This is a genomic window from Actinomadura alba (assembly GCF_014323705.1).
Taxonomy (GTDB): Bacteria; Actinomycetota; Actinomycetes; order Streptosporangiales; family Streptosporangiaceae; genus Actinomadura_C; species Actinomadura_C alba.
On record NZ_JABVEC010000035.1, the window covers coordinates 1 to 23700 of the forward strand.

Annotated in this window: 25 protein-coding genes, 2 tRNA genes and 2 pseudogenes; 10 read left to right on the forward strand and 19 right to left on the reverse strand. The window is 69.6% G+C overall.

Going from position 1 to position 23700, the window contains the following annotated elements:
- The first annotated feature begins 711 nt into the window (after positions 1-711).
- Positions 712-2108, forward strand: a pseudogene (locus HKK74_RS31575) (IS1380 family transposase).
- Between the two features lie 435 nt (positions 2109-2543).
- On the opposite strand, the gene HKK74_RS31585 reads toward HKK74_RS31575, so the two are convergent.
- A tRNA-Pro gene (locus HKK74_RS31585) sits at positions 2544-2620 on the reverse strand.
- Positions 2621-2883: 263 nt separating this feature from the next.
- On the opposite strand from HKK74_RS31585, the gene HKK74_RS31590 reads away from it, so the two are divergent.
- Positions 2884-2954: transfer RNA gene (locus HKK74_RS31590), tRNA-Gly, on the forward strand.
- A gap of 311 nt (positions 2955-3265) precedes the next feature.
- On the opposite strand, the gene HKK74_RS31595 is transcribed toward HKK74_RS31590, so the two are convergent.
- Positions 3266-3736 (reverse strand): DinB family protein, encoded by a 471-nt coding sequence (locus HKK74_RS31595; RefSeq protein WP_312881980.1) that lies wholly within the window; start codon positions 3734-3736, stop codon positions 3266-3268.
- 198 nt (positions 3737-3934) lie between these two features.
- Positions 3935-4423 (reverse strand): hypothetical protein, encoded by a 489-nt coding sequence (locus HKK74_RS31600; RefSeq protein WP_187247056.1) that lies wholly within the window; start codon positions 4421-4423, stop codon positions 3935-3937.
- A gap of 97 nt (positions 4424-4520) precedes the next feature.
- Here HKK74_RS31600 and HKK74_RS42145 point away from each other — a divergent pair.
- The 3 genes and pseudogenes from HKK74_RS42145 to trxA all read left to right on the forward strand — a co-directional run.
- Positions 4521-4586 (forward strand): annotated as a pseudogene (locus tag HKK74_RS42145) (MerR family DNA-binding transcriptional regulator); the annotation flags it as partial.
- 68 nt (positions 4587-4654) lie between these two features.
- A complete protein-coding gene (locus tag HKK74_RS31605) occupies positions 4655-4912 on the forward strand; it encodes a MerR family DNA-binding protein (protein ID WP_425544375.1) in 258 nt (85 codons plus the stop codon).
- Positions 4913-4914: 2 nt separating this feature from the next.
- Positions 4915-5247: a thioredoxin gene (gene trxA / locus HKK74_RS31610; RefSeq protein ID WP_222722964.1), complete on the forward strand. Its 333-nt coding sequence runs from the start codon at positions 4915-4917 to the stop codon at positions 5245-5247.
- Between the two features lie 65 nt (positions 5248-5312).
- On the opposite strand, the gene HKK74_RS31615 is transcribed toward trxA, so the two are convergent.
- The 3 genes from HKK74_RS31615 to HKK74_RS31625 form a co-directional block, all read right to left on the reverse strand.
- Complete coding sequence (locus tag HKK74_RS31615) at positions 5313-5525, reverse strand: hypothetical protein (RefSeq protein ID WP_187247057.1); 213 nt, start codon at positions 5523-5525, stop codon at positions 5313-5315.
- A 102-nt stretch (positions 5526-5627) separates the two neighbouring features.
- Positions 5628-5969: a hypothetical protein gene (locus HKK74_RS31620; protein ID WP_187247058.1), complete on the reverse strand. Its 342-nt coding sequence runs from the start codon at positions 5967-5969 to the stop codon at positions 5628-5630.
- Positions 5970-6016: 47 nt separating this feature from the next.
- The gene (locus tag HKK74_RS31625; protein ID WP_187247059.1) at positions 6017-6469 is read right to left on the reverse strand and encodes an HIT family protein; all 453 of its coding nucleotides are present in this window, start codon (positions 6467-6469) and stop codon (positions 6017-6019) included.
- A 187-nt stretch (positions 6470-6656) separates the two neighbouring features.
- Between HKK74_RS31625 and HKK74_RS31630 the strand changes: the two genes are divergently transcribed.
- Complete coding sequence (locus tag HKK74_RS31630) at positions 6657-7535, forward strand: transporter substrate-binding domain-containing protein (RefSeq protein WP_222722965.1); 879 nt, start codon at positions 6657-6659, stop codon at positions 7533-7535.
- A gap of 29 nt (positions 7536-7564) precedes the next feature.
- Here the strand turns inward: HKK74_RS31630 and HKK74_RS41665 are convergent, their stop codons facing one another.
- Together HKK74_RS41665 and HKK74_RS31640 are read right to left on the reverse strand one after the other, a co-directional pair.
- Complete coding sequence (locus tag HKK74_RS41665) at positions 7565-7972, reverse strand: DUF2795 domain-containing protein (protein WP_222722966.1); 408 nt, start codon at positions 7970-7972, stop codon at positions 7565-7567.
- A gap of 198 nt (positions 7973-8170) precedes the next feature.
- Positions 8171-8416 (reverse strand): hypothetical protein, encoded by a 246-nt coding sequence (locus HKK74_RS31640; RefSeq protein WP_187247060.1) that lies wholly within the window; start codon positions 8414-8416, stop codon positions 8171-8173.
- Between the two features lie 51 nt (positions 8417-8467).
- On the opposite strand from HKK74_RS31640, the gene HKK74_RS31645 reads away from it, so the two are divergent.
- Complete coding sequence (locus HKK74_RS31645) at positions 8468-8641, forward strand: hypothetical protein (protein WP_187247061.1); 174 nt, start codon at positions 8468-8470, stop codon at positions 8639-8641.
- Positions 8642-9447: 806 nt separating this feature from the next.
- Entirely contained in the window at positions 9448-10947 is a 1500-nt protein-coding gene (locus HKK74_RS31650; RefSeq protein ID WP_187247062.1) for a beta-N-acetylhexosaminidase, read from the forward strand.
- Between the two features lie 47 nt (positions 10948-10994).
- Here the strand turns inward: HKK74_RS31650 and HKK74_RS31655 are convergent, their stop codons facing one another.
- Positions 10995-12113, reverse strand: coding sequence for a PP2C family protein-serine/threonine phosphatase (locus HKK74_RS31655; protein WP_187247063.1), 1119 nt, complete (start codon positions 12111-12113; stop codon positions 10995-10997).
- A 246-nt stretch (positions 12114-12359) separates the two neighbouring features.
- On the opposite strand from HKK74_RS31655, the gene HKK74_RS31660 reads away from it, so the two are divergent.
- The gene (locus HKK74_RS31660) at positions 12360-12545 is read left to right on the forward strand and encodes a hypothetical protein (RefSeq protein ID WP_187247064.1); all 186 of its coding nucleotides are present in this window, start codon (positions 12360-12362) and stop codon (positions 12543-12545) included.
- Between the two features lie 33 nt (positions 12546-12578).
- Here the strand turns inward: HKK74_RS31660 and HKK74_RS31665 are convergent, their stop codons facing one another.
- The 10 genes from HKK74_RS31665 to HKK74_RS31705 form a co-directional block, all read right to left on the reverse strand.
- Complete coding sequence (locus tag HKK74_RS31665; protein ID WP_187247065.1) at positions 12579-13046, reverse strand: ribose-5-phosphate isomerase; 468 nt, start codon at positions 13044-13046, stop codon at positions 12579-12581.
- A gap of 35 nt (positions 13047-13081) precedes the next feature.
- On the reverse strand, positions 13082-14185 hold the full coding sequence (locus HKK74_RS41105; protein ID WP_187247066.1) for a hypothetical protein: 1104 nt from the start codon (positions 14183-14185) through the stop codon (positions 13082-13084).
- A 20-nt stretch (positions 14186-14205) separates the two neighbouring features.
- The gene (locus HKK74_RS31675) at positions 14206-15174 is read right to left on the reverse strand and encodes an ATP-binding protein (protein ID WP_187247067.1); all 969 of its coding nucleotides are present in this window, start codon (positions 15172-15174) and stop codon (positions 14206-14208) included.
- Between the two features lie 152 nt (positions 15175-15326).
- On the reverse strand, positions 15327-16766 hold the full coding sequence (locus HKK74_RS31680; protein WP_187247068.1) for a DUF6297 family protein: 1440 nt from the start codon (positions 16764-16766) through the stop codon (positions 15327-15329).
- Entirely contained in the window at positions 16763-17377 is a 615-nt protein-coding gene (locus HKK74_RS31685) for an ABC transporter ATP-binding protein (protein ID WP_246492172.1), read from the reverse strand. Before HKK74_RS31685 ends, HKK74_RS31680 begins: the two co-directional genes overlap by 4 nt.
- Positions 17378-17450: 73 nt before the next feature.
- Entirely contained in the window at positions 17451-18203 is a 753-nt protein-coding gene (locus tag HKK74_RS31690) for an energy-coupling factor ABC transporter ATP-binding protein (protein ID WP_187247069.1), read from the reverse strand.
- On the reverse strand, positions 18188-18973 hold the full coding sequence (gene cbiQ, locus HKK74_RS31695; RefSeq protein WP_187247070.1) for a cobalt ECF transporter T component CbiQ: 786 nt from the start codon (positions 18971-18973) through the stop codon (positions 18188-18190). Before cbiQ ends, HKK74_RS31690 begins: the two co-directional genes overlap by 16 nt.
- A 19-nt stretch (positions 18974-18992) precedes the next feature.
- Positions 18993-19286 carry a PDGLE domain-containing protein gene (locus HKK74_RS39390; protein ID WP_222722969.1) on the reverse strand — a complete coding sequence of 98 codons (294 nt, stop codon included), beginning with the start codon at positions 19284-19286 and terminating at the stop codon, positions 18993-18995.
- Positions 19287-19297: 11 nt separating this feature from the next.
- Positions 19298-19999, reverse strand: coding sequence for an energy-coupling factor ABC transporter permease (locus tag HKK74_RS31700; protein WP_222722970.1), 702 nt, complete (start codon positions 19997-19999; stop codon positions 19298-19300).
- A 201-nt stretch (positions 20000-20200) separates the two neighbouring features.
- The gene (locus HKK74_RS31705; protein WP_187247071.1) at positions 20201-20809 is read right to left on the reverse strand and encodes a mycothiol-dependent nitroreductase Rv2466c family protein; all 609 of its coding nucleotides are present in this window, start codon (positions 20807-20809) and stop codon (positions 20201-20203) included.
- A gap of 344 nt (positions 20810-21153) precedes the next feature.
- Here HKK74_RS31705 and pepN point away from each other — a divergent pair, with 344 nt between their 5' ends.
- The gene (pepN, locus tag HKK74_RS31710; RefSeq protein ID WP_187247072.1) at positions 21154-23688 is read left to right on the forward strand and encodes an aminopeptidase N; all 2535 of its coding nucleotides are present in this window, start codon (positions 21154-21156) and stop codon (positions 23686-23688) included.
- Positions 23689-23700: the final 12 nt, after the last annotated feature.

Genomic DNA, 23700 nt, shown 5'->3' on the forward strand with positions numbered 1-23700 from the left:
TGTCCCGACTGGCACGTTTGTGGCACGACATCTACTTACCTATCACGGCGCGTGCCCGGGCCCCTTCCGAGCGACGTAGATTGGCAACTGGCTAGCCCGGTCCGTATCGGTGATGCGAATCCAGCCATCAGTTTCGTCTGATCGTGGCCGCCAATCCCGGTACGGCAGGTAGGCGATCCGCCACAGGATGCGGGTGCCCAGATCACTAGGCCGGCGATGGGTACGGCCAGGATCAGACAATCGAACCACCGGTAGGAGACCTTGGGGCACAGCCAGGCGAAGATAGCGAACTGGCACCCCAATATAACCAGGTCCGCTACATCCAGAACGCGTGCATCATTGCTCAACATCTGAAGTGAGGGGACTACCACTTCGTTGTGGAGAATTAGCGGCCCGACGAAGGCTGAGAGCCAAAGAACCGCGGTGATAGCGGCGCGGAGTACTCGGCCGCGTGGAGGACTCCCGCCCAGTGTCCCGGCTTCGATCATGTCCAACGTGACCACACCTCCCAGCCCCGGACGAACGTACTGCATCCGGGCGGCAGGGTGGAGCTGGACGGTTCCGGACTTGCGCGGGGGCGGGGCCTCTTAGCCTCGATCCACCGAGCAATGGCCGGTTCAGGGCTGGATATGAAGACGCGGATGCCCTCTGAGCCGGGATGATGGGACTTCCTACGGTTCCGCATCCACAGAGCAAGAGAGCACCCGCGAGATGCAATCTTCCCATGCCGCTTCGGCGGTGTCCGTCGCGTTCGATGAGGCGAATCTGGTCGCGTATGCCGGACTGGTCCCGGTGGTGCGGCTGGCCGAGCGGTGCGGGCTTTCGCGGTTGGTTGCCGAGAAGGTGAAGCTGACCGGGGCGAAGAACGGCGCGGGTGCAGGGGCGGACGCCAAGGTGATGAGCATCGTGGCCGGCATGGTCGCGGGCGCGGACAGCATCGATGACCTGGACGTCCTGCGGCACGGTGCGATGCCGGTCCTGTTCGGGGGTATCCGTGCCCCATCCACCCTGGGTACGTTCCTGCGCGCGTTCACCCACGGTCACGCCCTCCAGCTCCATGCCGTGCACCGCAGGTTCCTGGCCGCGCTGGCCGCACATGCCCCGCTGCTGCCCGGCGCCGGTGAGACGGCCTTCATCGATGTCGACTCCACCCATAAACGGGTCTACGGTCGCACCAAGCAGGGCGCCGAGTACGGCCGGTTCACCGGCATCCGGACCCTCCACCCTCTGCTCGCCACCATCTGCACCCAGCACTCCCGGCCGGTGATCGCCACCGTGCGGATGCGGCGCGGCAAGGCAGCCGACTCCCGAGGTGCTGCGAAGCTTGTCAGCGAGGCTCTGGCCACCGCTGTGGAGGCCGGCTGCACCGGCACCCGCATCCTGCGCGCGGACTCCCAGTTCTACAACGCGGTGTCATCGCCGCGTGCCGCCGGGCCGGCGCCCGCTTCTCCATCACCTGCGGCATGAACCCCTCCGTCAGACGTGCCGTCCTGGCCCTCCCCGACACCGCATGGCAGCAGATCACCTACCCCACCGCCGTGCCCGACCCCGACACCGGTGAACTCATCTCCGATGCCGAGGTCGCCGAGATCCCCGCCTACACCGCGTTCACCAGCCGCAAGAACAGTGAGTGGGTCACCGCACGGCTGATCGTGCGCCGCGTCCGCGACCTGGCCAAACCCGCCGTCGTGGGTGAACAGGGCGAACTGTTCCCCCTCTGGCGCTACCACCCGTTCTTCACCGACAACCCCGCCCCGATGCTCCAGGCCGAGCGCCAGCACCGCCACCACGCCGTCGTCGAGCAGGTCATCGCCGACAGCAAAGCCTCGGCCCTGGCCCACCTGCCCTCAGGGCACTTCCACGCCAACGCGGCCTGGCTCACCCTGTGGGCGATGACCCACAACCTGCTGCGAGCCACCGGAGCACTGACCTCCGCCTTCCATGCCAAGGCCACCACCGCCACCCTGCGCGCCCACCTCGTCCAGGCCCCGGCCCGGATCGCCCGCTCCGCACGACGCCTCACCATCCACCTTCCGCACAACTGGCGCTGGCGCAACACCTGGACACACCTGTTCGAGACGGTCCACGACCCACCAGCACCGGCCTGACCGTCCTTGCTCATCCCGCCCGCCAGGGCCCGACCGGAACCCAACCGTGGAAAAGCTGGGCAGACCAGCGGATACATGCCCCCCATCCCCAGCCCCCACCCAGCACCGGCGCAGAAACCCTCAGAAGACCACACTCAAGCCACGTCGGTGGATCGAGGCTTAGCCTTGCCGGCGGACGGGCTGGCTGACGCCCAGGGAACTGCGGCACAGCTTCGTGTCACTGCTGTCGGACGGTGGTCTTCCGCTGGAGGAGATCTCACGCCTGGTGGGGCACAGCAGCACGGCTGTCACGGAGGCGATCTACCGCAAGCAGATCCGGCCAGTTCCAAGGCGGAGCCGTGATCATGGATCGCCTCTTTGAGTCATGATCCAAAACCATGGTTACACAGCTAGACACTCAGGACCCTAGTCCGTTATCGGATTAGGGCCCTGACCTGGTCGGGGTGGCGGGATTCGAACCCACGGCCTCGTGCACCCAAAGCACGCGCGCTACCAAGCTGCGCCACACCCCGGCCACCACCGCGCGCGACCCGTACCAGGGCCCACCGTAGTGGTGACGTGAGCAGTGTAGTGCCGATCCGGACGGCAGCGCCTCCACAAAGAGACCCAATGGGGGCGCGTCCTCACCGGGACGAGCGATCTTCCCGATGCGGTCCGGGTCGCCCGGCCACCCAGCACGCGATCATGGTCTGGATAATCATGACGCGAACCGCCCCCGGGAACCGGTACGCTATCCAGGTGAGTGACCAGGCGGATCCCTGGTCACTCGTTGCACGCGGGCGTAGCTCAATGGTAGAGCCCCAGTCTTCCAAACTGGCTACGCGGGTTCGATTCCCGTCGCCCGCTCCCACCACAAAGGCCCAGGTCAACCGGCATTCCCGGACCTGGGCCTTTGATCTTCACTTGGTCTTCTTCCGCTTCCGTGCTGTTGTGTGCCCGATCGTTTCCTGGCCCGTCCCGAGCGGTCTTGAAGGCGTCCCCGAGCGCCTGCGCGATGATCTCGCGTCGCCGCACCGGCCGCGCATCGCGCCACCCACCCAGGTCTCCCGCCAACGGCGGTCACGGGTGCGCCGCACGCCCAGGTCGTCACGGGGGCCGCACCCCACGTGACAGCAGGCCCAGAGCCTCGCGGAATGGCTCGCACTGCTAACGAGTACTTATTCGCCGGTGGTTCCGTCGATGCGCTCCCGGAGCAGATCGGCATGGCCGTTATGCCGCGCGTACTCCTCGATCATGTGGGTGAGGATCCAGCGGAGCGAGACGTCCTTGTCGCGGTAGCGCCCAGTGATGTCGAGGGACTCGGCGGCGTGCACGATGTCACGGGACCGTACGCACTCCTCATCCCAGGCATCGAACGCCTCGTCGGGGTCAGCAGTGTCGATCTGGAAGTCGGCGTCATCGCCGGGTCGCTGTTTCCACCGGTACGAAATGCCCTCGCCGCTCAGCCTGATCCGGAACCAGACCCGTTCCACCTCGGCCATATGCCGAACCAGCCCCAGAAGTGACATGGCCGACGGCGGTACGGATCTCTGCTTGAGCTGCTCGGTGGTCAGCCCCGCACACTTCATGGCAAGGGTCTCGCGCTGGTACTGCAGGAAGCCGGCCAGCGATGTGCGCTCTTCGGCCACCAGCGGAGGTTCCGTCCTCCCTTGATCTTCCACCGGGTCATCATGCCACGCCCGCCGAGCGCGCACAGACGCAACCAGACTGCGAAGACCCCACACGGGTCGATGCCTGACGCTCCACCCACAAAGGCCAGGTCAACCCATATGCCGGAGGAATCCGAGTTTCGGTCTTCACGTAGCTTTTGGTGCTTCCACGCAGTGTCAGTTCCGGGCGAGCGCGGACCTTATTCCGGTGATGGTGAGGACGGCGGACGCGGACAGGTAGAAGACGCAATAGGCCCAGAGGAGACTGCCCGCCGCCGAACTGGCGGCGTATCCGGCGATCACCCCGCACAGACACAGCGCCCAGGTGACGGCGAATGCGGCGCGGCGTCCGGACGGCCCGGGGAGTATGAAGGCCACCGCGAGCGCCAGCAGGATCAGGCCCGAGTGGGAGAGAAAGTCGAACCATGCCTCGGCCCCTCCGGTCTCCCGGACGAACACAGACGACGCCTCGTCGGCCTCTCGGCCTCGTCGGACGAACGCCTGGACCCCCTCGTACTCTTCAAGGCCATTGTCCTGGCGACCGAGATCCGGCATCGGGCTGACGGCGAACTGTGGGATCACTACCAGGACGAGGGCGACGAGTCGCCATGGGATGGTGGGCCGGTCCCACAATCGTGCCTGGATGCTCCGCGAAGGCTCCGCCATCCGTGTCTCCCTCCGTTCCTGATCTTGTCGCACGACCCTAACGAAGTCACCGTGGCCCGTTGCGTTGACGTCGGCGTCAAGGTCTAGCGTCAGGTCCATGCGCATCGGTGAACTTGCGGAACGGGCTGGGGTCAGCACCCGGACTCTGCGTTACTACGAGTCGCGCGGACTGCTCTCCGCCGGTCGCGCGGTCAACGGATACCGCGTGTACGGCGACGAAGACCACGGCTCGTGGAGCAGATCCGCACGCTTCAGGATTTCGGGTTCGGCCTCGAGGAGACCCGGCCCTTCGTGGAGTGCCTGCGGGCGGGGCATCCGGCGGGCGACTCGTGTCCCGCCTCGCTCGACGTGTACCGGAGGAAGCTCGCCGAACTCGATGCGCTGATGGAGGAGTTGCGGGCGGTGCGCTCCCAGGTGAGCGCGCAGCTGGTGCGGGCCGAGGCGGAGCTGCCGGGCGGGCCCGACCCACGTTGCGAGTTGAGAGGATGACGATGATCAAAGCAGCGGGTGTGGACGAGGTCACGGACGAGACGTTCGACGACGAAGTGCTGAAAGCCGACCTTCCGGTGCTGCTGGAGTTCACCGCCGACTGGTGCCCTCCGTGCCGGCAGCTGGCCCCGGTACTGGGCGCGGTCGCCGCGGAGGAGAGCGACCGGATCAAGGTCCTGCAACTCGACGCCGATACCAATCCCCAGACGGTGGCGGCGTACGGCGTCCGGTCGATGCCCACGCTGATGGTCTTCCGCGATGGCGAGCCGGTGAAGTCGATGGTGGGCGCCAGGTCCAAGCGGCAGTTGCTCAAGGAGCTCGAAGACGCGATGTGAGCGCACGTCCGGCGGTGTCGACCGGGACATGACGCGGCACCGCCTCGGCGATCGAGGCGGTGCCGTTACTCCGGGTTCCACTCCTGGAAGTACCGCTCCACCAGTTCGGGTGGGTTGGCGGCCTTGGTGGCGATGCCCTCCCACCCGGGCCGGTACATGTCGAAGACCACGATCGGCACCGACCTGCCGAGCACGTCCGCGACCCGGCCACTGGTGTTCAGGTGGTGCGCCAGGTCGATGCAGGCCTCGTCGAAATGGACGACCAATCGCTCGGCCACATGCCACCGGTCCTGATCAAGAAGCTCGTCGTCGCTTTCGTCACGATGCCGTGTACGGCATTTCCGCGCGAAGTGGACCAGGCGCGGGCCATTGGCCGAGTGCTAGGCCACCGTGAAATGGAATCGCGTGCCCCGGGCCGCCGCCGCGATGAGCACGCCCTCCAGAGCGGTGAGGGCGCCGGCCAGGTTCAGGTCGGAAGGCCCGAGGGTCGTACGGATGGCGTCGATCGTCCGGATCGCGTCACGAGGCTCGTACCAGCTCGGCTCGGCTCCGACGACCAGCCCGTCCGGGTCTCCGGTGAAGTGGTCGGGGATCATAAGCGCGGCATACGCGTCGAACCTCAGCAGCGGGTCGGCGAGCGGTGACTCGAGCAGGGTCACGCCCTCGTCGGTCAGCCCATGGGATCGGCCGTCCTCGAAGACGGGCCACAGGGCCAGGCTCATGAGCCGAAGCGTATCCGCACCGGGGCCGGCGATGTCGCATTAACGGATCATGCTCCGAGCGAATCGAGCGCCGCGAGGCCGGCCCGGACCGCCTCGGCGTCCTCGTCCAGCGAGGCACGCGTTCTGGTGTTCCAGTCCGCGGCCAGCCGGAAGCCGTCTCCCTCGTAGCGCGGGAACACGTGCAGATGAAGGTGAAAGACCTCCTGGAAGGCGGCCTCGCCATCCGCCAGAAAGACGTTCACGCCCTCGCAGCGCAGGCCGGAGCGCCGGAGCGCCCTCGCCATGCGGTGGCCCACCTTCCACACGTGCGCGCCGGTCTCCTCGTCCAGATCCTCCAGCCCCACCGCGTGTACGCGCGGGATCACCAGAAGATGGCCGGGCGTGACCGGCCCGAGGGTCATGACCACGATCGCGAGATCGTCCCCGTACACCGCGCTCGCCTCGGCCTCGCCGCGAGCGATCGCGCAGAACACGCAGTCCGAGCCGTCAACGTCGCCCATGTCTCCAGAGCATGGCAGGCGATTCACCGGACGTCACCGGTACCGTGCCGGACGACTCGCACCAAGGCACCAGCTGACCGCGGCAGTAGAACCGAGCGGCAGTAGAACCGAGCGGCACTAGAACTGACTCGCCTCCGTCTCCTAGCATCGGGCGACCTCCCAAATGATCAAGGAGCGAATGGTGAACATGAAAGAAGACTCGGCCGGACGGACACCTGTCTCGACTCTCAGCAAGATCGGCTTGAGGTTGCGCCGCAGCCGCGCGCTGGTCGGCATGCTCGCCGCGGCGGTCGTCCTCGTCGGGGGCGTCTCCTTCACAGGGGCGGACGTCGACGCGTCCGTCAAATCGAAACCCCATGGCGACAGCAGGCTCGACGAGATCCAGCGGCGCGGCTACATCCGGGCGTGCACGCCGGGCGACTACCGGCCGTTCGCCCTGCGGCAGGCCGACGGGTCGTACAAGGGACTCGACATCACCATGGTCAACGACCTGGCGAAGGCGCTCGAGGTGCAGGTGCGGTACGTCCCCTCGCCCTGGTCGGCTCTCGTTCCGACGTTCACATCGCAGAAGTGCGACATCGCCATCGGCGGGATCTCGGTCACCTTGACTCGGCAGAAGGACGTCTTCTTCTCGAAGACGGTTCTCGTCAACGGAAAGGTCCCGCTGACCCGCTGTGAGAACGTGTCGAGGTTCCAGAAGATCGCCGACATGAACAAGCCGAGCGTCAAGGTGATCACTCCGCCCGGCGGGACCAATGAGGCGTTCGCCCGCGCCAATCTGCCGCTCGCCGACCTGATCGTGTGGCCGAACAACATCACGATCTTCGACGAGATCGTCGCGGGGCGCGCTGATGTGATGGTGACCGAGGCGACCGAGGCGGTCGTGCAGTCCAAGGTCCACCCCGAGTTGTGCGCGGTCAACCCGGACAAGCCGCTGCAGTACGGCGAGCTGGGTTACATGCTGCCCAAGGGCGACATCGTCTGGAAGGAGTTCGTGGACCAGTGGCTGCACCTCCTGATCGCGTCCGGCCAGTTCCAGAAGTTCTACGACGCGGACGTCAGGTGATTCGAACACCGACCTGCCGATGATCGAAATCAGGCGCGGTGCGTGGGATCCTCACTCCCGCCCCCGAGTCGCTGCCAGACCTCCTGGACGTTTTGGAAGGCGTGCTCGCGCGGCAGTGACTCCAGAGCCCGTACGACGGGGTCCGGCGCACGCAGCCCGCGCGCGCTCTCGACGAGGCGCTCACGAGTGGCCGGGAACTCTCTGGGCTGGAGCCACCGTGCGATCTCGGCGCGTCCAGAGACGTCCGCGGACGTCATGCCGGTCGGCGCGCCGCCACCGTGGTCGGGATCGGGCGCGAGATCCGCGATGGGGCCGCCTTCCCGGGGAGGCGCTGCTTCCCGCCACTCCTCCAGGTATGCCTCGATGGCCTCCGGCCGCCTCTTGAAGATCTCATCGCGGACCGGGCCGTGCTTGTCACTGCGTCGTTGGATCTCCACCGATCAGTCTCCTCTGCTGAGAGCCGCGGCTCATCCGTGTCGAGCTTTCGTCGAGCAATACCCAGAACTCTCGTCGGAAACATCCGGCGCCCCGGTCACTCGTCCACAGCGAGACGAGGCCCCACCGGGAGTTCCCGGTGGAGCCTCGCCTTTGTCGAAAGAGTCGAACAGAGCCGAACAGACCCGATCAGGACCCGATCAGCGACCGGGAAGCCTGAGGCCCACCACCACGGGGTCGTGGTCGGAGGAGCGGAAGGCGTCAGGGGCGTACAGGGCCGGCGGGTTGTACTCGGTGTTGTAGTCCAGGATCAGCGGCTCGTCGCTGTTGATGTGCCAGATCGACGCCCCGGAGACGAGGAACGACAGCAGCCGGCCGGCGAGCACGTGGTCGAGTTCACCGGCCTGCCCGTCGAACACGTAGCTGTAGCGCCGCGACGGCGGCACGAAGCGCTCGGTCTGGCCGACGAGCCCGCCGCGCTCGAGGACCTTCTGACCGTGTCGCCGAGCCGCAGCGCCTCAGGCGAGGTGTACGGGACGGTCGCCGGGTTCTGCCGGGTCGAGCCGTCGTCGACCAGCAGCCGGTGCCGGTCGTTCGCGGCCTGCGTGACGCCGTTGCGGTCGGTCGGCTGGAACAGCCGTCCGTCCGCGGAGACGGTCACCTCTCCATAGCGCCCGAGCTGGTAGTGCTCGGTGGCGGTGAGCCGCTCCGGGAACGTCACGAGGGTGTTCTCGTTCCGCTCGAAGGTGACCCCGTCGGCCCGCGGCAGGTCGTAGGGGGCCGGCGCGACGGTACCCGTGACGCAGACGTCGACGGCGATCACGGGCGACAGCTCGGTGAGGCCGTTGTACTCCACCGCCCGGCCCGTGACGAGCACCCGGTCGCACCGCTAACAATCGGGCGCGACCTGAGGACGCCGCCGGCCGGTGACCGGGGTCCGTGCCACCGCCACCCCGGTCACCAGGCCCTCCGCCGCACGATCGCCCCGAACGACGGAGGCGGCCCGGCCGGGTTTCGTGCACCCAAACGAGCACCAGCACAAGGGGAACCGGTCGAGCCGAGGTACCGGCGTCTCTCGCCGGGAGCGAGCCGTGGCTCCGGCGAGGACGCCATCATCGCCGATTTTCCCTAGTTCTACAACCTGTTTAGTGGGAAATACCCTTGAACGCCGTACGCGGGATCCACGGCATGGAGCGGGCAATGATCCAGACGAGTGGATCTACCGAACCGGAACGGGACTTTGAGGAGCGGGCGCCCGCGCGGCAGTGCCTCCCCACCCCTGGGGTACCACCACGCGAGCGCCACTTCACCGCGCCGCGTCGACCCGTCAGGCCCTCGCCCCTCGAGGAGGATCATCAGGCGAAGTCCCTCGGCCGTCGCGTCACAGCCTCCACGAATGAGAGTAGGGAACGTGTTTGCACGGCGTGCTACACCAAGGTGACGGTCTCGTTTCATGAAACTGATAACTTTCCTACTTGTGACAGCGTTCAGCGTGATCCCCCAACCGGTCTCGCTGACGCCCGTTCCAGAGACCTGCACGCTCACGGCCGACACGAGGATCCGGGTGACCCACGGCCCGGGCGAGGCCGTCGCCGCGTGGCTCGCCACGCTGCTGCGCCGCCCGACCGGTCACCACCTTCCGGTGGTCGCGTCCTCCGCCCCCGCCGTGGGTGACACCGGCGGCGACATCGCCCTGTTGCTCGACGACCCCGAGCGGCTGGGCCGAGAGGGTCATCTCCTGGACATCGGCCACCAGGGCGTACGGCTCCGCGCGCACACCGCCGAAGGGCTCTTCCGGGGGGTGCAGACCCTGCGCCAGCTGCTGCCACCCGGCGTCGAGCACGCCGGCGCGCGCCCCGGTCCGTGGACGATCCCCGGCGTACGGGTGGAGGACCATCCGCGGTTCGCCTGGCGCGGGGTCATGCTCGACGTGGCACGGCACTTCTTCGCCGTGGACACCGTCAAGCGCTTCATCGACCAGGCCGCGGCGTACAAGATCAACATCCTGCACCTGCATCTCACCGACGATCAGGGATGGCGGCTGGCGATCGACCGGTGGCCCCGGCTGGCGACCTATGGGGGCGGTACGGAGGTCGGCGGCGGCGCCGGTGGTCACTACTCCAAGGCGGAGTACCGGGCGATCGTCGAGCACGCCGCCGCACGCCACATGACGGTCGTCCCCGAGATCGATGTGCCGGGGCACACCAACGCGGCGCTCGCCTCCTACCCCGAGCTGAACCCGGGCGGCCGGGCGCCCGACCGCTACACCGGGATCGAGGTCGGCTTCAGCTCACTCGACGCGCACGCGGAGATCACCTACCGGTTCCTCGGCGACGTCATCGACGAGGTCGCCGAACTGACCCCCGGCCCGTACCTCCACATCGGCGGCGACGAGGCCCACAGTACTGACCCGGCCGACTACGCCCGGTTCCTCGCGCGAGCCCAGCGGATCATCGGCGAGCGGGGAAAGACCGTCGTGGCCTGGCAGGACGCCGCGTCGGCGCCCCTGACCCGGGGCGCACTGGTGCAGTACTGGCGCCCCGCCAAGGGGTCGGAACCGGACACCCGGGCGGCGCGTGACGCCGTACGCCAGGGCGCGCGCGTGATCATGTCCCCTGCCGACCACGCCTACCTCGACGGCAAGTACCACTCGGGCACGCCGCTGGGACTGGACTGGGCCGGCCATGTGGGCGTGCGCGACTCCTACGCCTGGGATCCCGCGACACTGGTCGACGGGGTCGAGGAACAGGACATCGCGGGCGTCGAGGCGCCGCTCTGGACCGAGACGGTCACCGGCGCGGGCGACATCGACTTCATGACATTCCCTCGGCTGCCGGCGCTCGCCGAGATCGGCTGGTCCCCCGCGCGGGGGCGATCGTGGGAGTCCTATCGCGATCGGCTCGCCGCGCACGGCGCCCGATGGACGGCCGCCGGAGTCGCGTTCTACCGCTCCCCCGAGGTGCCCTGGGCGGGTTGAGCACCACCGTCGGCGTTCAGGTACGGCGGTTCAGGTGGTACGGCGGTTCAGGTACGCCAGATGAGGACCAGGGCGCAGTCGTCGTCACGGGCGGCGGCCATGGTCTCGACGAGTTCCTTGGCCCCCTTGCGGAAGCCCTGCGGGACCAGTTGCTCCGCCTCGCCGAGCAACCGGTCGATCCCCGCGTCGAGGTCGCGACCGGGCGACTCGACCAGCCCGTCGGTGTAGAGGAGCAACGCGTCGCCGGGCCGCAGCAACCCGCTCTCGGGTTCGCATCGCAGGTCGGGGACCACTCCGAGGACGACGCCCTTGGCCGCGCTGACCTGCCAGGTGCCGCTGCGCGCGTCGAACTGCACCGCCGGCGGGTGCCCGGCGGACTCGACGACGTACTCCCCCGTGGCCAGGTCGACGACGACGTGCACGGCCGTGACGAATCCCTCGTCCCAGCGCTGCCGCTGGAGATAGGTATTACACGCCGGGAGGAAACGGTCACATTGGACCGATCCAAGCAATCCCCCGAAGGCTCCGGACAGCATGAGGGCGCGGGTACCGGCGTCGACGCCCTTGCCCGAGACGTCGACGAGCGCCACTTCGAGCGTCTTGCCGTCGCACGCCGAGACGACGAAGTCGCCACCGAACGACGATCCGCCCGCCTGGAGCAGCACCACCTGGGAGTCCCACCCGGCGGGAAGCTCCGGCATCTCGCCATGCTTGCGAAGCCGGTCGCGGAGTTCGAGCAGCATGTACTCGCCACGCAGCCCCTGGACACCGATCTGCTCCCGAGTGCGGGCCAGGGTGATCGCGAGGACGGCCGTGACGAAGACCGTGACCACGACGCCGGGGCCCACTTTCGGCCAGCTGACCACGAACCCGTCGTATACGATCATCACGGCCACCACGGCGAGCAGGATGCGCAGAGTGCGCACCCGCAGCAGCAGGCCGCCCGCGAGCACGGTGAGCACGATCGCGCTCGACGGGAACCAGGTCTGCGAGATCGGAGCCATCAACCCGATCACGATGGTGGCGAGGGCGAGCGCCACGAACATGTTGCGGTCGCTGGTGAGTTTGCCCCTCCGGAGCCACTGGTAGATCCGCACGAGGATGGGTACGCGCCGTAGGTAGGCGCGCAATCCCGGTGGGAGCAGGTGGACCAGACGTTGGAGCATCCCGAGAACTGTATCGAGCATCGACCCGACCTGGCTCGAATCCACGCCACCCTTTACCCTTTGTCACGAATAAATCACCTAACGCAGGTAACCGAGCGTCTACCGGCTTGACCTCCCCGGATGCCTTCTGCACCACCGCCACCTTCTCCGCGAATCCGGCCGTCGCATCGCCGTAGCACCCTCGTGTGACGAGACTCCATGCCTGACCACGAGTGGACGGAGATGTTGAAGGGTAGGAGGTGTGCTATGAATCAGCCCGGTATGCGCGTCACCCTCGACGCGGCGATGCGAGCGCGGGACGTGTCACGTCCAAGGGCTGAGGGCGAGGAGCCGCCCAAGCCGCAGCCCCCTCGCAAGCCCGCCAAGGGCGAACGCCGCCGGCTCGGCAAGCGGCAGGCCAGGCAGCAGAACGGCCATCCCGCGTCACCCTAGCGAGATCGTTTCGACGGCACGGGCAGAGAAGACCTACGGGACGAGGGGCAACTCGCCGGTCCGCTCGTACTTCGTGAGCATCGCGATCCGCCGGACATGCCGCTCATCGCCGGAGAACGGCGTGCTGAGGAACAGGTCAACGAACCGCGTCGCGGTGTCCAGGTCGTGCATGCGCGCGCCAATGGAGATCACGTTGGCGTCGTTGTGCTCCCTGGCGAGTTTCGCGATCTCCTCGCTCCAGACAAGAGCCGCCCGTACGCCCTTGACCTTGTTCGCCGCGATCGCCTCGCCGTTGCCCGACCCTCCGATGACGATGCCGAACGAGCCCGGCTCGGCCGCCGCCCGCTCAGCGGCCCGCAGTACGAAGGGCGGGTAGTCGTCGACGGGGTCGAACTCCGCGGGCCCGCAGTCGACCGGCTCGTGACCGCTCTCGGCCAGCCAGGCGACGAGGTGCTGCTTCAGCTCGTAGCCCGCGTGGTCGGAACCCAGAAAAACGCGCATGGCGGGAAGTCTGTCAGGTCCCGCCATCCGCTCGATCAGGTGGGGGGCGGAAGGCGGTCTTCCTCGTCGGGCAGCGCGGCATCCGGACGTCTCGGCTCCGCGTCGGCGGCCGTCTCCTCGGCATCGGCCGGCGCCGTACGGTCGGTGTCCGTACGGTCCGTCTCCGGGTGGTCGGTCACCTCGGCCGGGTCGGCCTCCCGCTCCTGGGGCGTCCCGCCGGACGCCGGCGGTGCCGGAGGCGGCGGTGGCACCGGCGGTGGTGCTTGCGGTGCGGAGGAGCCGGGCGGGTACCAACTCGGCGCCTGCTGGGCGTAACCGGGAGGAGGCGGTGGCGCCTGCGCTCCGAACGGCGGCTGCCCCAATGGCTGCCCCAATGGCTGTCCCGGTGGCTGTCCCGGTGGCTGTCCCGGCATGTGACCTCCGTACGGCATCTGCCCCGGCGGAGGCACGTGGCCGGGCGGTGGTGGCGCGTAGCCCATCGGCGGCGGCGGCCGGCCGGTGGAGGGGGGCGGCGACCAGGCCGCCGGCTGCTGAACCCCCCAAGCCCCCTGCCGCTGCGGTGGTGCGGGCCCGGGAGGCGGCGGTGGGACTTGGCCGCCGGGCGCGCCCGGTGGCATGGCCATCGCCGTGTCCTTGCTCCGGCCGACGTTGAAGACCAGCAGGACGGCCAGACCCGGCAACCATCCGTAGAGAAGCCCGAAGCCGGCGCCGGAGTCCACGCCGTTCCAGAAGATGAGCCACGTCTGCTCTGCCGGGAAGTCGTTCGTGAGCGCGATGAGCAGGCCGCGCACCGGGCCCGTCAGCCCCGCGGCGACCACCGTGGCCCACCAGCCCAGGATGAGCGCGCCGATCGCGCCGTGCCTCGGCTCCAGGGCGCGCGCTCCCGCCATCACGAGCAGGGCGATGAGGCCCAGCAGGAGGATCAGCGCGAAGTCCGCGATGACGACGGACGTGAAGTTCGGCCCGTACAGGCGCCAGTTCGGGAACTGCACCCGGGCGAGGAGGCGTCCGAAGCCGTCGTATTCGACGTCCTCGCGCAGGAGGTAGTCCTGGAGCCATTGGTTGCCGAACACGAGGGCGATGACGCCCACCGTGCCGACGGCGCTGAGGGCGAGGGGCACTGTCCGCCGTGCTGCCATGGCGGCAGGTTAGACCGCGATCACTCGTGGCGGTAGCCCTCGGCGGTGAACCCGGGGTCGATCTGCTTCTCGAGGTCTTGGCCCACGGCGCGGTTGGCCCAGCTCCGCGCGTTCTTGATGTGGAATTCGACGGCCTGCCGGTGGAATCCGGCCCAGTCCTTGGGGCGGGCGTCGACCGCCTCGAGCAGGTGCCCGAGCGCCGCCTCGTTGGAGGTCTCCAGCGCGACGTCGCCACGGCCCTGTTCAAGAGCGCGCACCGCGGCCGAATGACCCATCCAGGTCAGCAGGTCGGCGCCCACGTGCTCGCGCAGGTAGGCGACGTCGTCCGGACCGTGCACCTTGTTGCCGACCACCGTGATCGCGACGTCGTAGTCGGCCGCGTAGTCGACGTACTGGCGGTAGACGCCGACGCCCTTCCAGGTCGGCTCGGCGACGAGGACCAGCAGGTCGAACCGGGTGAACAGACCCGAGGCGAAGGTGTCGGCGCCCGCGGTCATGTCGACCACGACGTATTCGCCCGGCCCGTCGACGAGGTGGTTGAGGTAGAGCTCGACCGCGCCCGTCTTGGAGTGGTAGCACGCGACACCGAGGTCGTCCTCGGTGAACGGCCCGGTGGCCATGAGGGTGACGCCGGCGGCGCCGTCGCCCACTCTGACCTCGGTGGCGAGCTTGGTGTGGAAGGGATCGTCACCGCCCACCCGAAGCAGCCGCGACCCGGTCCCCGGCGGAGTCGTCTTCACCATGGCCGCCGCGGAGGTGATGCGCGGATTGTCGCCGCGGAGATAGTCCTTCAGCTCGGTGAGGTGCGCGCCCATCGCCGGGAGCGCCGCCGTCTGGTGCTCGTCGAGGCCGAGCGCGGCACCGAGATGCTGGTTGATGTCGGCGTCGACGGCCACCACCTCGCGGCCTCGCAGGGCCAGGTGCCGTACGAACAGCGCGGACAGCGTGGTCTTGCCGCTGCCGCCCTTGCCGACGAACGCTATCTTCACGCGAACCCCCGAATCTCGTTGATTATGAAAACCATCGTCGTTTCTACCAGGAATGAGTTTCCCCGCAGATCAAGATCAAATCAAGCGGAACAGGCGGACACGCAGGTCAACGAGCCAACGGCGGCCAGGCCTGGGCCTTTGTCAGACAGGGCCTAGCGGACCCGCCGGCGGAGCAGGAACACCGCCGCCACGCCCGTTCCAGCGAGCGCTTGGGCGACCAGATAGGGGCCGAGGGCGGGCGGCTGGGTGCTCAGGGCCATCAGGACGGGCGCGCAGCCGAGCGCGGCCACGTCCGCGCCGGTCAGCGCCCAGACGACCGGACCCATGGGAACGGCGCCGCCCAGGATGGGGATGATCGGCATCGAATGGTCGATCGGGCGGCGCCGCGCCATCCGCAGGGCCCCGGCGGCCAGGGCCGGCGCTGCGGCCGGGCCGAACAGCCACCACGGCCCTTCGCTCAGCGCGCCCGCCGCGACGAGCCCGGCGAGCGCGACGCCGAGCCAGCCGCCGCCCGCCAGCGCGGGCAACAGCGTGCGGGCCGCCAGCGCGGGCCGGGTACCGACGCCGGACAGCCGCGCCAGGCTCGGGTCGTCTCCGTCCCGTCGTGCCGCCGTCGTACAGGCCGCCGCGGCGGCGAGCGTTCCGGCGGCGATCAGGACCAGCGCGAACGTGGTGAGACCGCCTCCTGCCCGCGCGGCCAGGGCGGGCAGCGTGGCGCTCGCGAGCAGCAGCGCCGACCGGCCCGGACGCCGCGCCAGACGGCGCCAGTCGGGCCAGGCGAGCACCAGCGGGCCGTGGAGGCGCGGTGGCCACGGTCGGGACCGCAGGCCGCGCCCCCGCCAGTGCTCGTCCTCGGCGATCCAGGTCAGCGCGCTGGGATCCAGGAGAACCGTGGCGGTGGCCACCTGACCGGTACGCGTCGAGGCGGCCAGGACCCTGTGCGCGGGGACGCGTTCGAGCGCCGCCCACGCCCGCCGGGCCAGCACGGCGGCCGCGATGGCCGACACGACCGCGATGGCCGAGCCCACGGAGGCGGGCACGCCGGCGACGGCGGCCGGCAGTGGCCGCCACAGACCGCTGCCCAGCACCGCCGCGAGCACCGCGAGCGCCATCACGAAGATGATCGTTCCTAGCAGCCACGAATCCCACGCCTGCGAGGCCTGCGCCAGCACCGCCATCGCCATCCCGCCGATGGTCGCCGAGACCCCCAGCACCACCGCCGTGAGCAGCCGCAGCGTGAGCTGGTCGCGGACGCCGAGTGCGGAGAGCAGGCCCACGGCCAGGGCGAGCCCGCCCAGCAGCGAGATCGCGAGCAGAATCCCGACCGTCCTCCTCAGCACACCGCGACGCGGAAGCGGCGAGAGCAGCAGCCACGCCGCGTCGGCGGCCGAGGTGGCGACGGGACCGAACGCGCGCGCGAGTGCGAGATAACCCGCAAAGGCCAGAGCGACCAAGGCGATGCCCGCGCCCATCCTCGACGGGTCCACCTGCTGCGCGAGGCTCGTCACCACCGCGCTCGAGGCCGGGACCAGCAGCGCCACCGCCACGGCGGCTCCGACCACGGCGGAATACCGGTCCGACCAGGTCTTCATGCCGCCTCCAACGTCACCGAGCGAGCGCGGGTGACCTCGACGAGCCGCAGGTCGTGCGTGGCCATCACCACGGTGCCGCCTTCCGCCGCGTACTCGGTGAGGCACGCCGCCAGTCGCGACCTGAACGCCGGGTCGAGCCCGCGCTCAGGCTCGTCCAGCAGCAGGAGCCGGCTCGGCCGGATCAGCGCCATGGCGAGCGACAGCCGCTGCCGCTGGCCCGTCGAGAGCGACAGCGGCGCCATGTCGCCCCGCCCGGCCAGGCCGAACGTCTCCAGCGCCGTACCGACCTCCATCCGCGCCGCCGCGTGCACCGCGGGCATCAGTTCCAGATGCTCACGCACCGTCAGCCCCGGATACCACGCCGGCTCGTCCCCGACGAGGGCGACGTCGCGCCAGAACGCCGGCTCGTCCACCGGCGGCCGGTCGAAGACGCCGACCTTCCCCGACACCCCGGGCTGAAGGCCCGCCAGGCACCGCAGCAACGTCGACTTGCCCGCGCCGTTCTCCCCGACCACGGCGACGATGTCACCGCGGCCCGCGCGGAGGTCGACCCCTCGCAGAACGGGGCCACCGCCCAACTCGACTCCCACATCCCGGGCCTCGATGATCATTTGGGGCACCATCCGACCCTATCCACCGCCTCGGACACCCGGCGGCCGTTCCAGGGACGTCGCGCCGTCGCGGTCAGCGGGCCACGGCGGCCGGATCGAAGCCGAACGGCAGCTCGAGGCGGTGGGCGCGCAGCAGTTCGTCGTCCGTGAGGATGTCGGGCGTCGGCCCGTCGGCGACGATCAGGCCGCCGGACATGATGAGCGAGCGAGGGCACAGCTCGGCCGCGTACGGAAGGTCGTGCGTGACCATGAGCACGGTCACGTCCAGGGATGTCAGGACCTCCGCCAGTTCGCGCCGGCCGGCCGGGTCGAGGTTCGACGACGGCTCGTCGAGCACCAGGATCTCCGGTTCCATCGCCAGCACCGTGGCCACCGCGACGCGGCGGCGCTGCCCGAAGCTCAGGTGCTGGGGCGGCCGGTCGGCGACCTCGAGCATGCCGACGCGGGTCAGTGCGGACACCACCCGCCGGTCGAGTTCGTCGCCGCGCAGGCCCAGGTTGGCGGGGCCGAACGCGACGTCCTCACGCACGGTCGGCATGAACAGCTGGTCGTCGGGGTCCTGGAACACGATGCCGACCCGGCGGCGGATCTCCCGGAGCGACTTCTTGTCCGCCGGGTCGACGCCGAGGCCGGCGACGCGTACGGTGCCGAGGCCGCCGTGCAGGATGCCGTTCAAGTGCAGCACCAGGGTGGTCTTGCCGGCGCCGTTCGGACCGAGCAGGGCCACCCGCTCGCCCCGGGCGATCGTGAGATCCACGCCGTACAGGGCCTGGTGGCCGTCGGGGTAGGCGTACGCCAGCCCGCGCACCTCTAGAGATGGGTCCACTGGACCATCCAAGCAGTCGCCGCGACCAGCGCCGCGGCGGCGGGCAGGGCCGCGGCCGTCGCCCACTGGGCACCGGAGGCGCGGGCGTCCCCGTGCAGCACCGGCATCCGGCCGTCGTAGCCACGGCTGACCATCGCCAGATGGACCCGCTCGCCGCGCTCGTACGAACGCAGGAACAGCGCGGCCAGAGAGCGCGCCAGCACGCCGACCTGCCGGATGTCGCGGGCCTCGAAACCGCGGGCGGCGCGGGCGACCTTCATCCTGCGCAGCTCGTCGACGATCACATCGGTGTAGCGCAGCATGAAGGTGGCGATCTGGGTGAGCAGCGACGGCAGCCGCAGCCGCTCGACGCCGAGCAGCAGTGTGCGGGCCTCGGTCGTGGCCGCGAGCAGGATCGAGGCGACGACGCCCAGCGTGCCCTTGACCAGGATGTTCCACGCCCCCCACAGACCGCTGACGCTCAGCCCCACCCCGGCGACCGTGACGCGTTCACCGTGCGCCACGAACGGCATGAGCAGGGCGAACGTTACGAACGGCAGCTCGATCGCCATCCGCCGCGCGATGACCCCCGCCGGGACGCGCGCGGTGGCCGCGACGGCGGCGAGCAGCATGGCGTACAGGCCGAAGGCCCACACCTGCTCACGCGGGGTGGACACGACGGCCAGCACGAACGCGACCGTCGCCACCAGCTTGCACTGCGGCGGCAACCGGTGCACGACGGTCGCTCCCGGCAGGAACAGCCGGCCGAGCGAGGTGGTCGCCCCGCTCATCCGCCGGCTCCGCTCGCGCTCACGAGTCGCGGCGGCGGACGACCCAGAACAGCCCGCCGCCGAGGGCGAGGGTGACGCCCACGCCGATGACGCCGGCGAGGCCGCCGGACAGCCGCCCGTGGTCGACGCCCTTCACGCCGTAGTCGCCGAGCGGGGAGTCCGCGAACGCGTGGTCCTCCTCCTTGGCGTTGATGCCCTTGTCGGCCGCCACCTTCTCGAGGCCGTCCGGCTTGCTGCTGGCGTAGTAGCTGAGGATGCCGGCGAGGACGAGGGCGACGAGAAGCCCGGCGGTGAGGAAACGTCTGGTGGTCATGACTCTCCTTCTCAGACGCCCGCGGCGGACGGCCGGACCGGCGTGTTCTTGAGCTCGAGCTCGCGGACCCGGCCGCGAGCCGCGTAGACGAGGTCGGGCCGGACGGCGAGCACGCTCGACACGGTGACCATCGTGATGATCGCCTCGCCGAGGCCGATGAGGAGGTGCACACCGATCATCGCGCCGGCGACGGTGCCGAGCGGAACGTCCGTGGTGCCGCCGAGGGCGTAGACGCCGGTGAACGCCAGGGCGGCCGTGGGCACCGAGACCAGTGCCGCCACGAACGAGGCTGCGGACACCGCGGCCCGTGTTCTCGGCAGCACCCGGATCAGCAATCGGAACAGCCCGTATCCGGCCAGGACCGTGACCAGGCCCATGACGGTGATGTTCACCCCTAGCGCGGTCAGCCCTCCGTCGGCGAACAGCAGCGCCTGTACGAGGAGCACCACCGACACACAGAGCACACCCGTATAGGGGCCCACCAGAATGGCCGCGAGCGCACCGCCGAGCAGGTGACCGCTGGTGCCCACGGCCACCGGGAAGTTCAGCATCTGCGCCGCGAAGACGAACGCGGCGGTCAGGCCCGCGAGGGGGGCGGTGCGATCGTCGAGTTCCCTGTGAGCACCGCGCAGGCATACCGCGATGCCCGCGGCGGCGATGACGCCCGTGCCGAGGGATACCGGCGCGTCGATGAATCCGTCCGGTACGTGCATGCCGCCTCCTGATCGTCGCTGTCGAGCCGGTTTCAGACCAGTCTGACCGCTTGTCCCTGCTTGTTGCAAGATAGTCGCAACAAGCAGGGGATGGCGACAAGCCGTACCGGTCGAGTCGGTAAGGATCAGCGGACGAACGGGTAAAGCGCGGCCGACCAGGCGGAGCCGGTCAAGCGGAGCCGGTCAAGCGGAGCCGGCCGATCAGGTGAAGATCGGGTCCCGGGTGCGACTGCGCTTGAGCTCGAAGAAGCCTTCGGTGCCGGCCACGAGCCGCACGCCGTCCCACAGCTTCGCCGCCGCCTCGCCCCGGGGGATCGGTGAGACGACCGGCCCGAAGAAGGCGGCGCCCTCGACGTCGATCACCGGGGTGCCGACCTCGTAGCCGACCCGGTCCATCCCGTCGTGGTGCGAGGCGCGCAGTGCCGCGTCGTGCTCGTCGGTGCCGGCGGCGTCGGCGAGAGCGGGGTCGAGGTCGGCCGCGCGCAGCGCCTCCTCGATGGTGGCGCGATCCTTCGGCTTGCCCTGGTCATGGAAGCGGGTGCCGAGCTCGGTGTAGAGCCGCCCCAGGATCTCCGAGCCGTACTTCTGCTCGGCGGCGATGCAGACGCGCACCGGTCCCCAGGCGTTGTCGAGGAAACCGCGGTACTCCTCGGGGAGGTCCCTGCCCTCGTTGAGCACGGACAGGCTCATCACGTGCCATCGCGGCTCGACCGGGCGCAACGCGGACACCTCGTGGATCCAGCGCGACGTGATCCAGGCCCAGGGGCAGAGCGGATCGAACCAGAAATCCACCGGAGTGCGGTCGGACACGGCAGGCCTCCATACAGGGATCGAAGATCTATCAATTCCCTGAACCCGGAACCGAGGTGCCACATTCCCCACGTCAATCCCCACGTCAATCCCCACGTCAACGGCGCATCGCGACCACGTCCGTCGCGGCCGTCACGATCTCGTCGGGTCCGCCGCGGCGGCGCGCCGTGCCGGGGGCACCGGGCCGCGCCGGACCCTCCCCGGACATGGGAGGATGCCGGGAAGACCGTTGCCCGGAAGACCGAGCCGGGTAGTACAGGGCTCAGCGGAACAGGGCCGGGAACACCAAGGCCACGCGGCCACGTCGTTCGCCGCGGGCCGCTCAGGAGAACCAGGAGGGGCACGTGGCAGGCAACCTCACGCGCGACGAGGCGCAGGAACGCGCCAGGCTGCTGGCCGTCGAGTCGTACTCGGTGCGGCTCGACCTGACCACGGGCGATCAGCGGTTCGGATCGACCAGCGTGATCCGGTTCGGCTGTGCGGAGCCGGGCGCGTCCAGCTTCGTCGACCTGCACGACGGTGTCGTGCGTGAGATCACCCTCAACGGCCGCGCGCTCGACCCGGCCACCTACGACGAGGCCGCCGGCCGGATCCCGCTGCCCGACCTCGCGGCCGCCAACGAGCTCACCGTCGTCGCCGACTGCGCCTACTCCCGCTCCGGTGAGGGCCTGCACCGCTTCGTCGACCCCGTCGACCAGAGCGTCTACCTCTACTCGCAGTTCGAGACCGCCGACGCCCACCGCATGTACGCCTGCTTCGACCAGCCGGACCTCAAGGCGACGTTCGAGCTCGGGGTCACCGCGCCCGGGGACTGGCAGGTGGTGTCGAACTCGGCGCCGAACGACGAGGCCCGCGAACCGGGCGGTCCGGCCCGGTGGCGGTTCGCTCCCACGCCCCGCGTGCCCACGTACATCACGGCGCTGGTCGCCGGGCCCTACCACGTCGTGCGCGACGAGCACGACGGCATTCCGCTGGGCGTCTACTGCCGTGCCTCGCTGGCCGAGCACCTCGACGCCGACGCGATCTTCGAGGTGACCAAGCAGGGCTTCGACTTCTTCCGGCGGGTGTTCGCCCAGCCGTACCCGTTCGGCAAGTACGACCAGTTGTTCGTGCCCGAGTTCAACGCCGGTGCGATGGAGAACGCCGGCTGTGTGACGTTCCTGGAGGACTACGTCTTCCGGTCGCGGGTGACCGACGCCGCCTACGAGCGCCGCGCCGAGACGATCCTGCACGAGATGGCGCACATGTGGTTCGGCGACCTGGTCACCATGCGGTGGTGGGACGACTTGTGGCTGAACGAGTCGTTCGCCACGTACATGAGCGTGCTCTGCCAGAGCGAGGCGACCCGCTGGGACGGCTCGTGGACGACGTTCGCCAACCTGTGGAAGGCGTGGGCGTACCGGCAGGACCAGTTGCCGTCGACGCACCCGATCTCGGCGGACATCCCGGACATGCACGCGGTCGAGGTGAACTTCGACGGCATCACCTACGCCAAGGGCGCCAGCGTGCTGAAGCAGCTGGTCGCCTATGTGGGGCGCGACAACTTCCTCGAGGGCGTGCGGCGCTACTTCCAGCGGCACGCGTGGGGCAACACGGTGCTCGCCGACCTGCTCGACGCGCTCGAGGAGGTGTCGGGCCGCGACCTCACCTCCTGGTCCAAGGAGTGGCTCGAGACCGCCGGCGTCAACACCCTGCGCCCGGCCTACGAGCTGGCCGAGGACGGGACCTTCCAGTCGTTCGCCGTCGTCCAGGAGGCGCCCGGTGGGCACCCGACGCTGCGCTCGCACCGCGTGGCGATCGGCCTCTACGACCGCACGAGCGACGGCATCACACGACGCCGGCGCGTCGAGCTGGACGTGGTCGGCGCCCGCACCGACGTGACCGAGCTCATCGGCGAGCGCCGCCCCGACCTGGTGCTGGTCAACGACGACGACCTGACCTACGCCAAGATCAGACTGGACGACCACTCCCTGCACACCCTCGTCGAGGGCATCGGCGAGATCCGCGAGGGTCTGCCGAGGGCCCTCGGGTGGACGGCGGCGTGGGACATGTGCCGCGACGCCGAGATGGCCACCCGGGACTATGTGCGGCTCGTCCTGTCCGGCATCCGCGGGGTCAGCGACATCTCGGTCGCCCAGACCCTGCTGCGGCAGGCCCGCACGGCCGTCCAGCAGTACGCCGACCCCGCGTGGCGCGAGACGGGGCTGCGGCTGATGGCCGACGCGCTGTACGAACTGACCCGCGAGGCCGAGGCCGGATCGGACTTCCAGCTCACCTACACCCAGGCGTTCGTGGCGGCCGCCGCCGACGGCGCTCACCTGGAGTACGTGCGCGGGCTGCTCGACGGCACCGAGACCCTCGAGGGGCTCACGGTCGACACGGACCTGCGGTGGGCGCTGCTGCGCCGGCTGGTCGTCCGTGGCGCCGCGGGCGAGGCCGAGATCGCCACGGAGCTGGAGCGCGACGCCACCGCGGCGGGCGAGCGGAACGCGGCATCCTGCCGGGCCGCGATCCCGACCGCCGAGGCCAAGGCGGCCGCGTGGGACCGGATCGTCGGCGGGGACCTGCCCAACGCGGTGTTCCGGGCGACGCTGGGCGGGTTCGTGGAGCCCGACCAGGTCGCGCTGCTGGAGCCGTACGCCGAGAGGTTCTTCGCCGAGGTGGGCCGGATCTGGCAGGACTGGAGCAGCGACATGGCGCAGACCTTCGCCGAGGTCGCCTATCCGGTCCTGGTCATCTCGCCGGACACGATCGAGCGCACCGACGCCTACATCGAGGGGAACCGGCCGCCGGCCGGGCTCGCCCGGCTGCTGTCGGAGGGCCGTGACGGCGTCGCCCGCGCCCTGCGCGCCCGCGCCAAGGACGCCTCCACCGCCTGACCCCGGCCCGCC

Coding starts and splice junctions, on each gene's coding strand:
- HKK74_RS31600 (WP_187247056.1), bottom strand. CDS start 4,423: ATGGCGGAGCCTTCGCGGAGCATCCAGGCACGATTGTGGGACCGGCCC.
- trxA (WP_222722964.1), top strand. CDS start 4,915: ATGATCAAAGCAGCGGGTGTGGACGAGGTCACGGACGAGACGTTCGAC.
- HKK74_RS31620 (WP_187247058.1), bottom strand. CDS start 5,969: ATGAGCCTGGCCCTGTGGCCCGTCTTCGAGGACGGCCGATCCCATGGG.
- HKK74_RS31625 (WP_187247059.1), bottom strand. CDS start 6,469: ATGGGCGACGTTGACGGCTCGGACTGCGTGTTCTGCGCGATCGCTCGC.
- HKK74_RS31630 (WP_222722965.1), top strand. CDS start 6,657: ATGAAAGAAGACTCGGCCGGACGGACACCTGTCTCGACTCTCAGCAAG.
- HKK74_RS31655 (WP_187247063.1), bottom strand. CDS start 12,113: ATGCTCCAACGTCTGGTCCACCTGCTCCCACCGGGATTGCGCGCCTAC.
- HKK74_RS31660 (WP_187247064.1), top strand. CDS start 12,360: ATGAATCAGCCCGGTATGCGCGTCACCCTCGACGCGGCGATGCGAGCG.
- HKK74_RS31665 (WP_187247065.1), bottom strand. CDS start 13,046: ATGCGCGTTTTTCTGGGTTCCGACCACGCGGGCTACGAGCTGAAGCAG.
- HKK74_RS41105 (WP_187247066.1), bottom strand. CDS start 14,185: ATGGCAGCACGGCGGACAGTGCCCCTCGCCCTCAGCGCCGTCGGCACG.
- HKK74_RS31680 (WP_187247068.1), bottom strand. CDS start 16,766: ATGAAGACCTGGTCGGACCGGTATTCCGCCGTGGTCGGAGCCGCCGTG.
- HKK74_RS31685 (WP_246492172.1), bottom strand. CDS start 17,377: ATGATCATCGAGGCCCGGGATGTGGGAGTCGAGTTGGGCGGTGGCCCC.
- cbiQ (WP_187247070.1), bottom strand. CDS start 18,973: ATGAGCGGGGCGACCACCTCGCTCGGCCGGCTGTTCCTGCCGGGAGCG.
- HKK74_RS39390 (WP_222722969.1), bottom strand. CDS start 19,286: ATGACCACCAGACGTTTCCTCACCGCCGGGCTTCTCGTCGCCCTCGTC.
- HKK74_RS31700 (WP_222722970.1), bottom strand. CDS start 19,999: ATGCACGTACCGGACGGATTCATCGACGCGCCGGTATCCCTCGGCACG.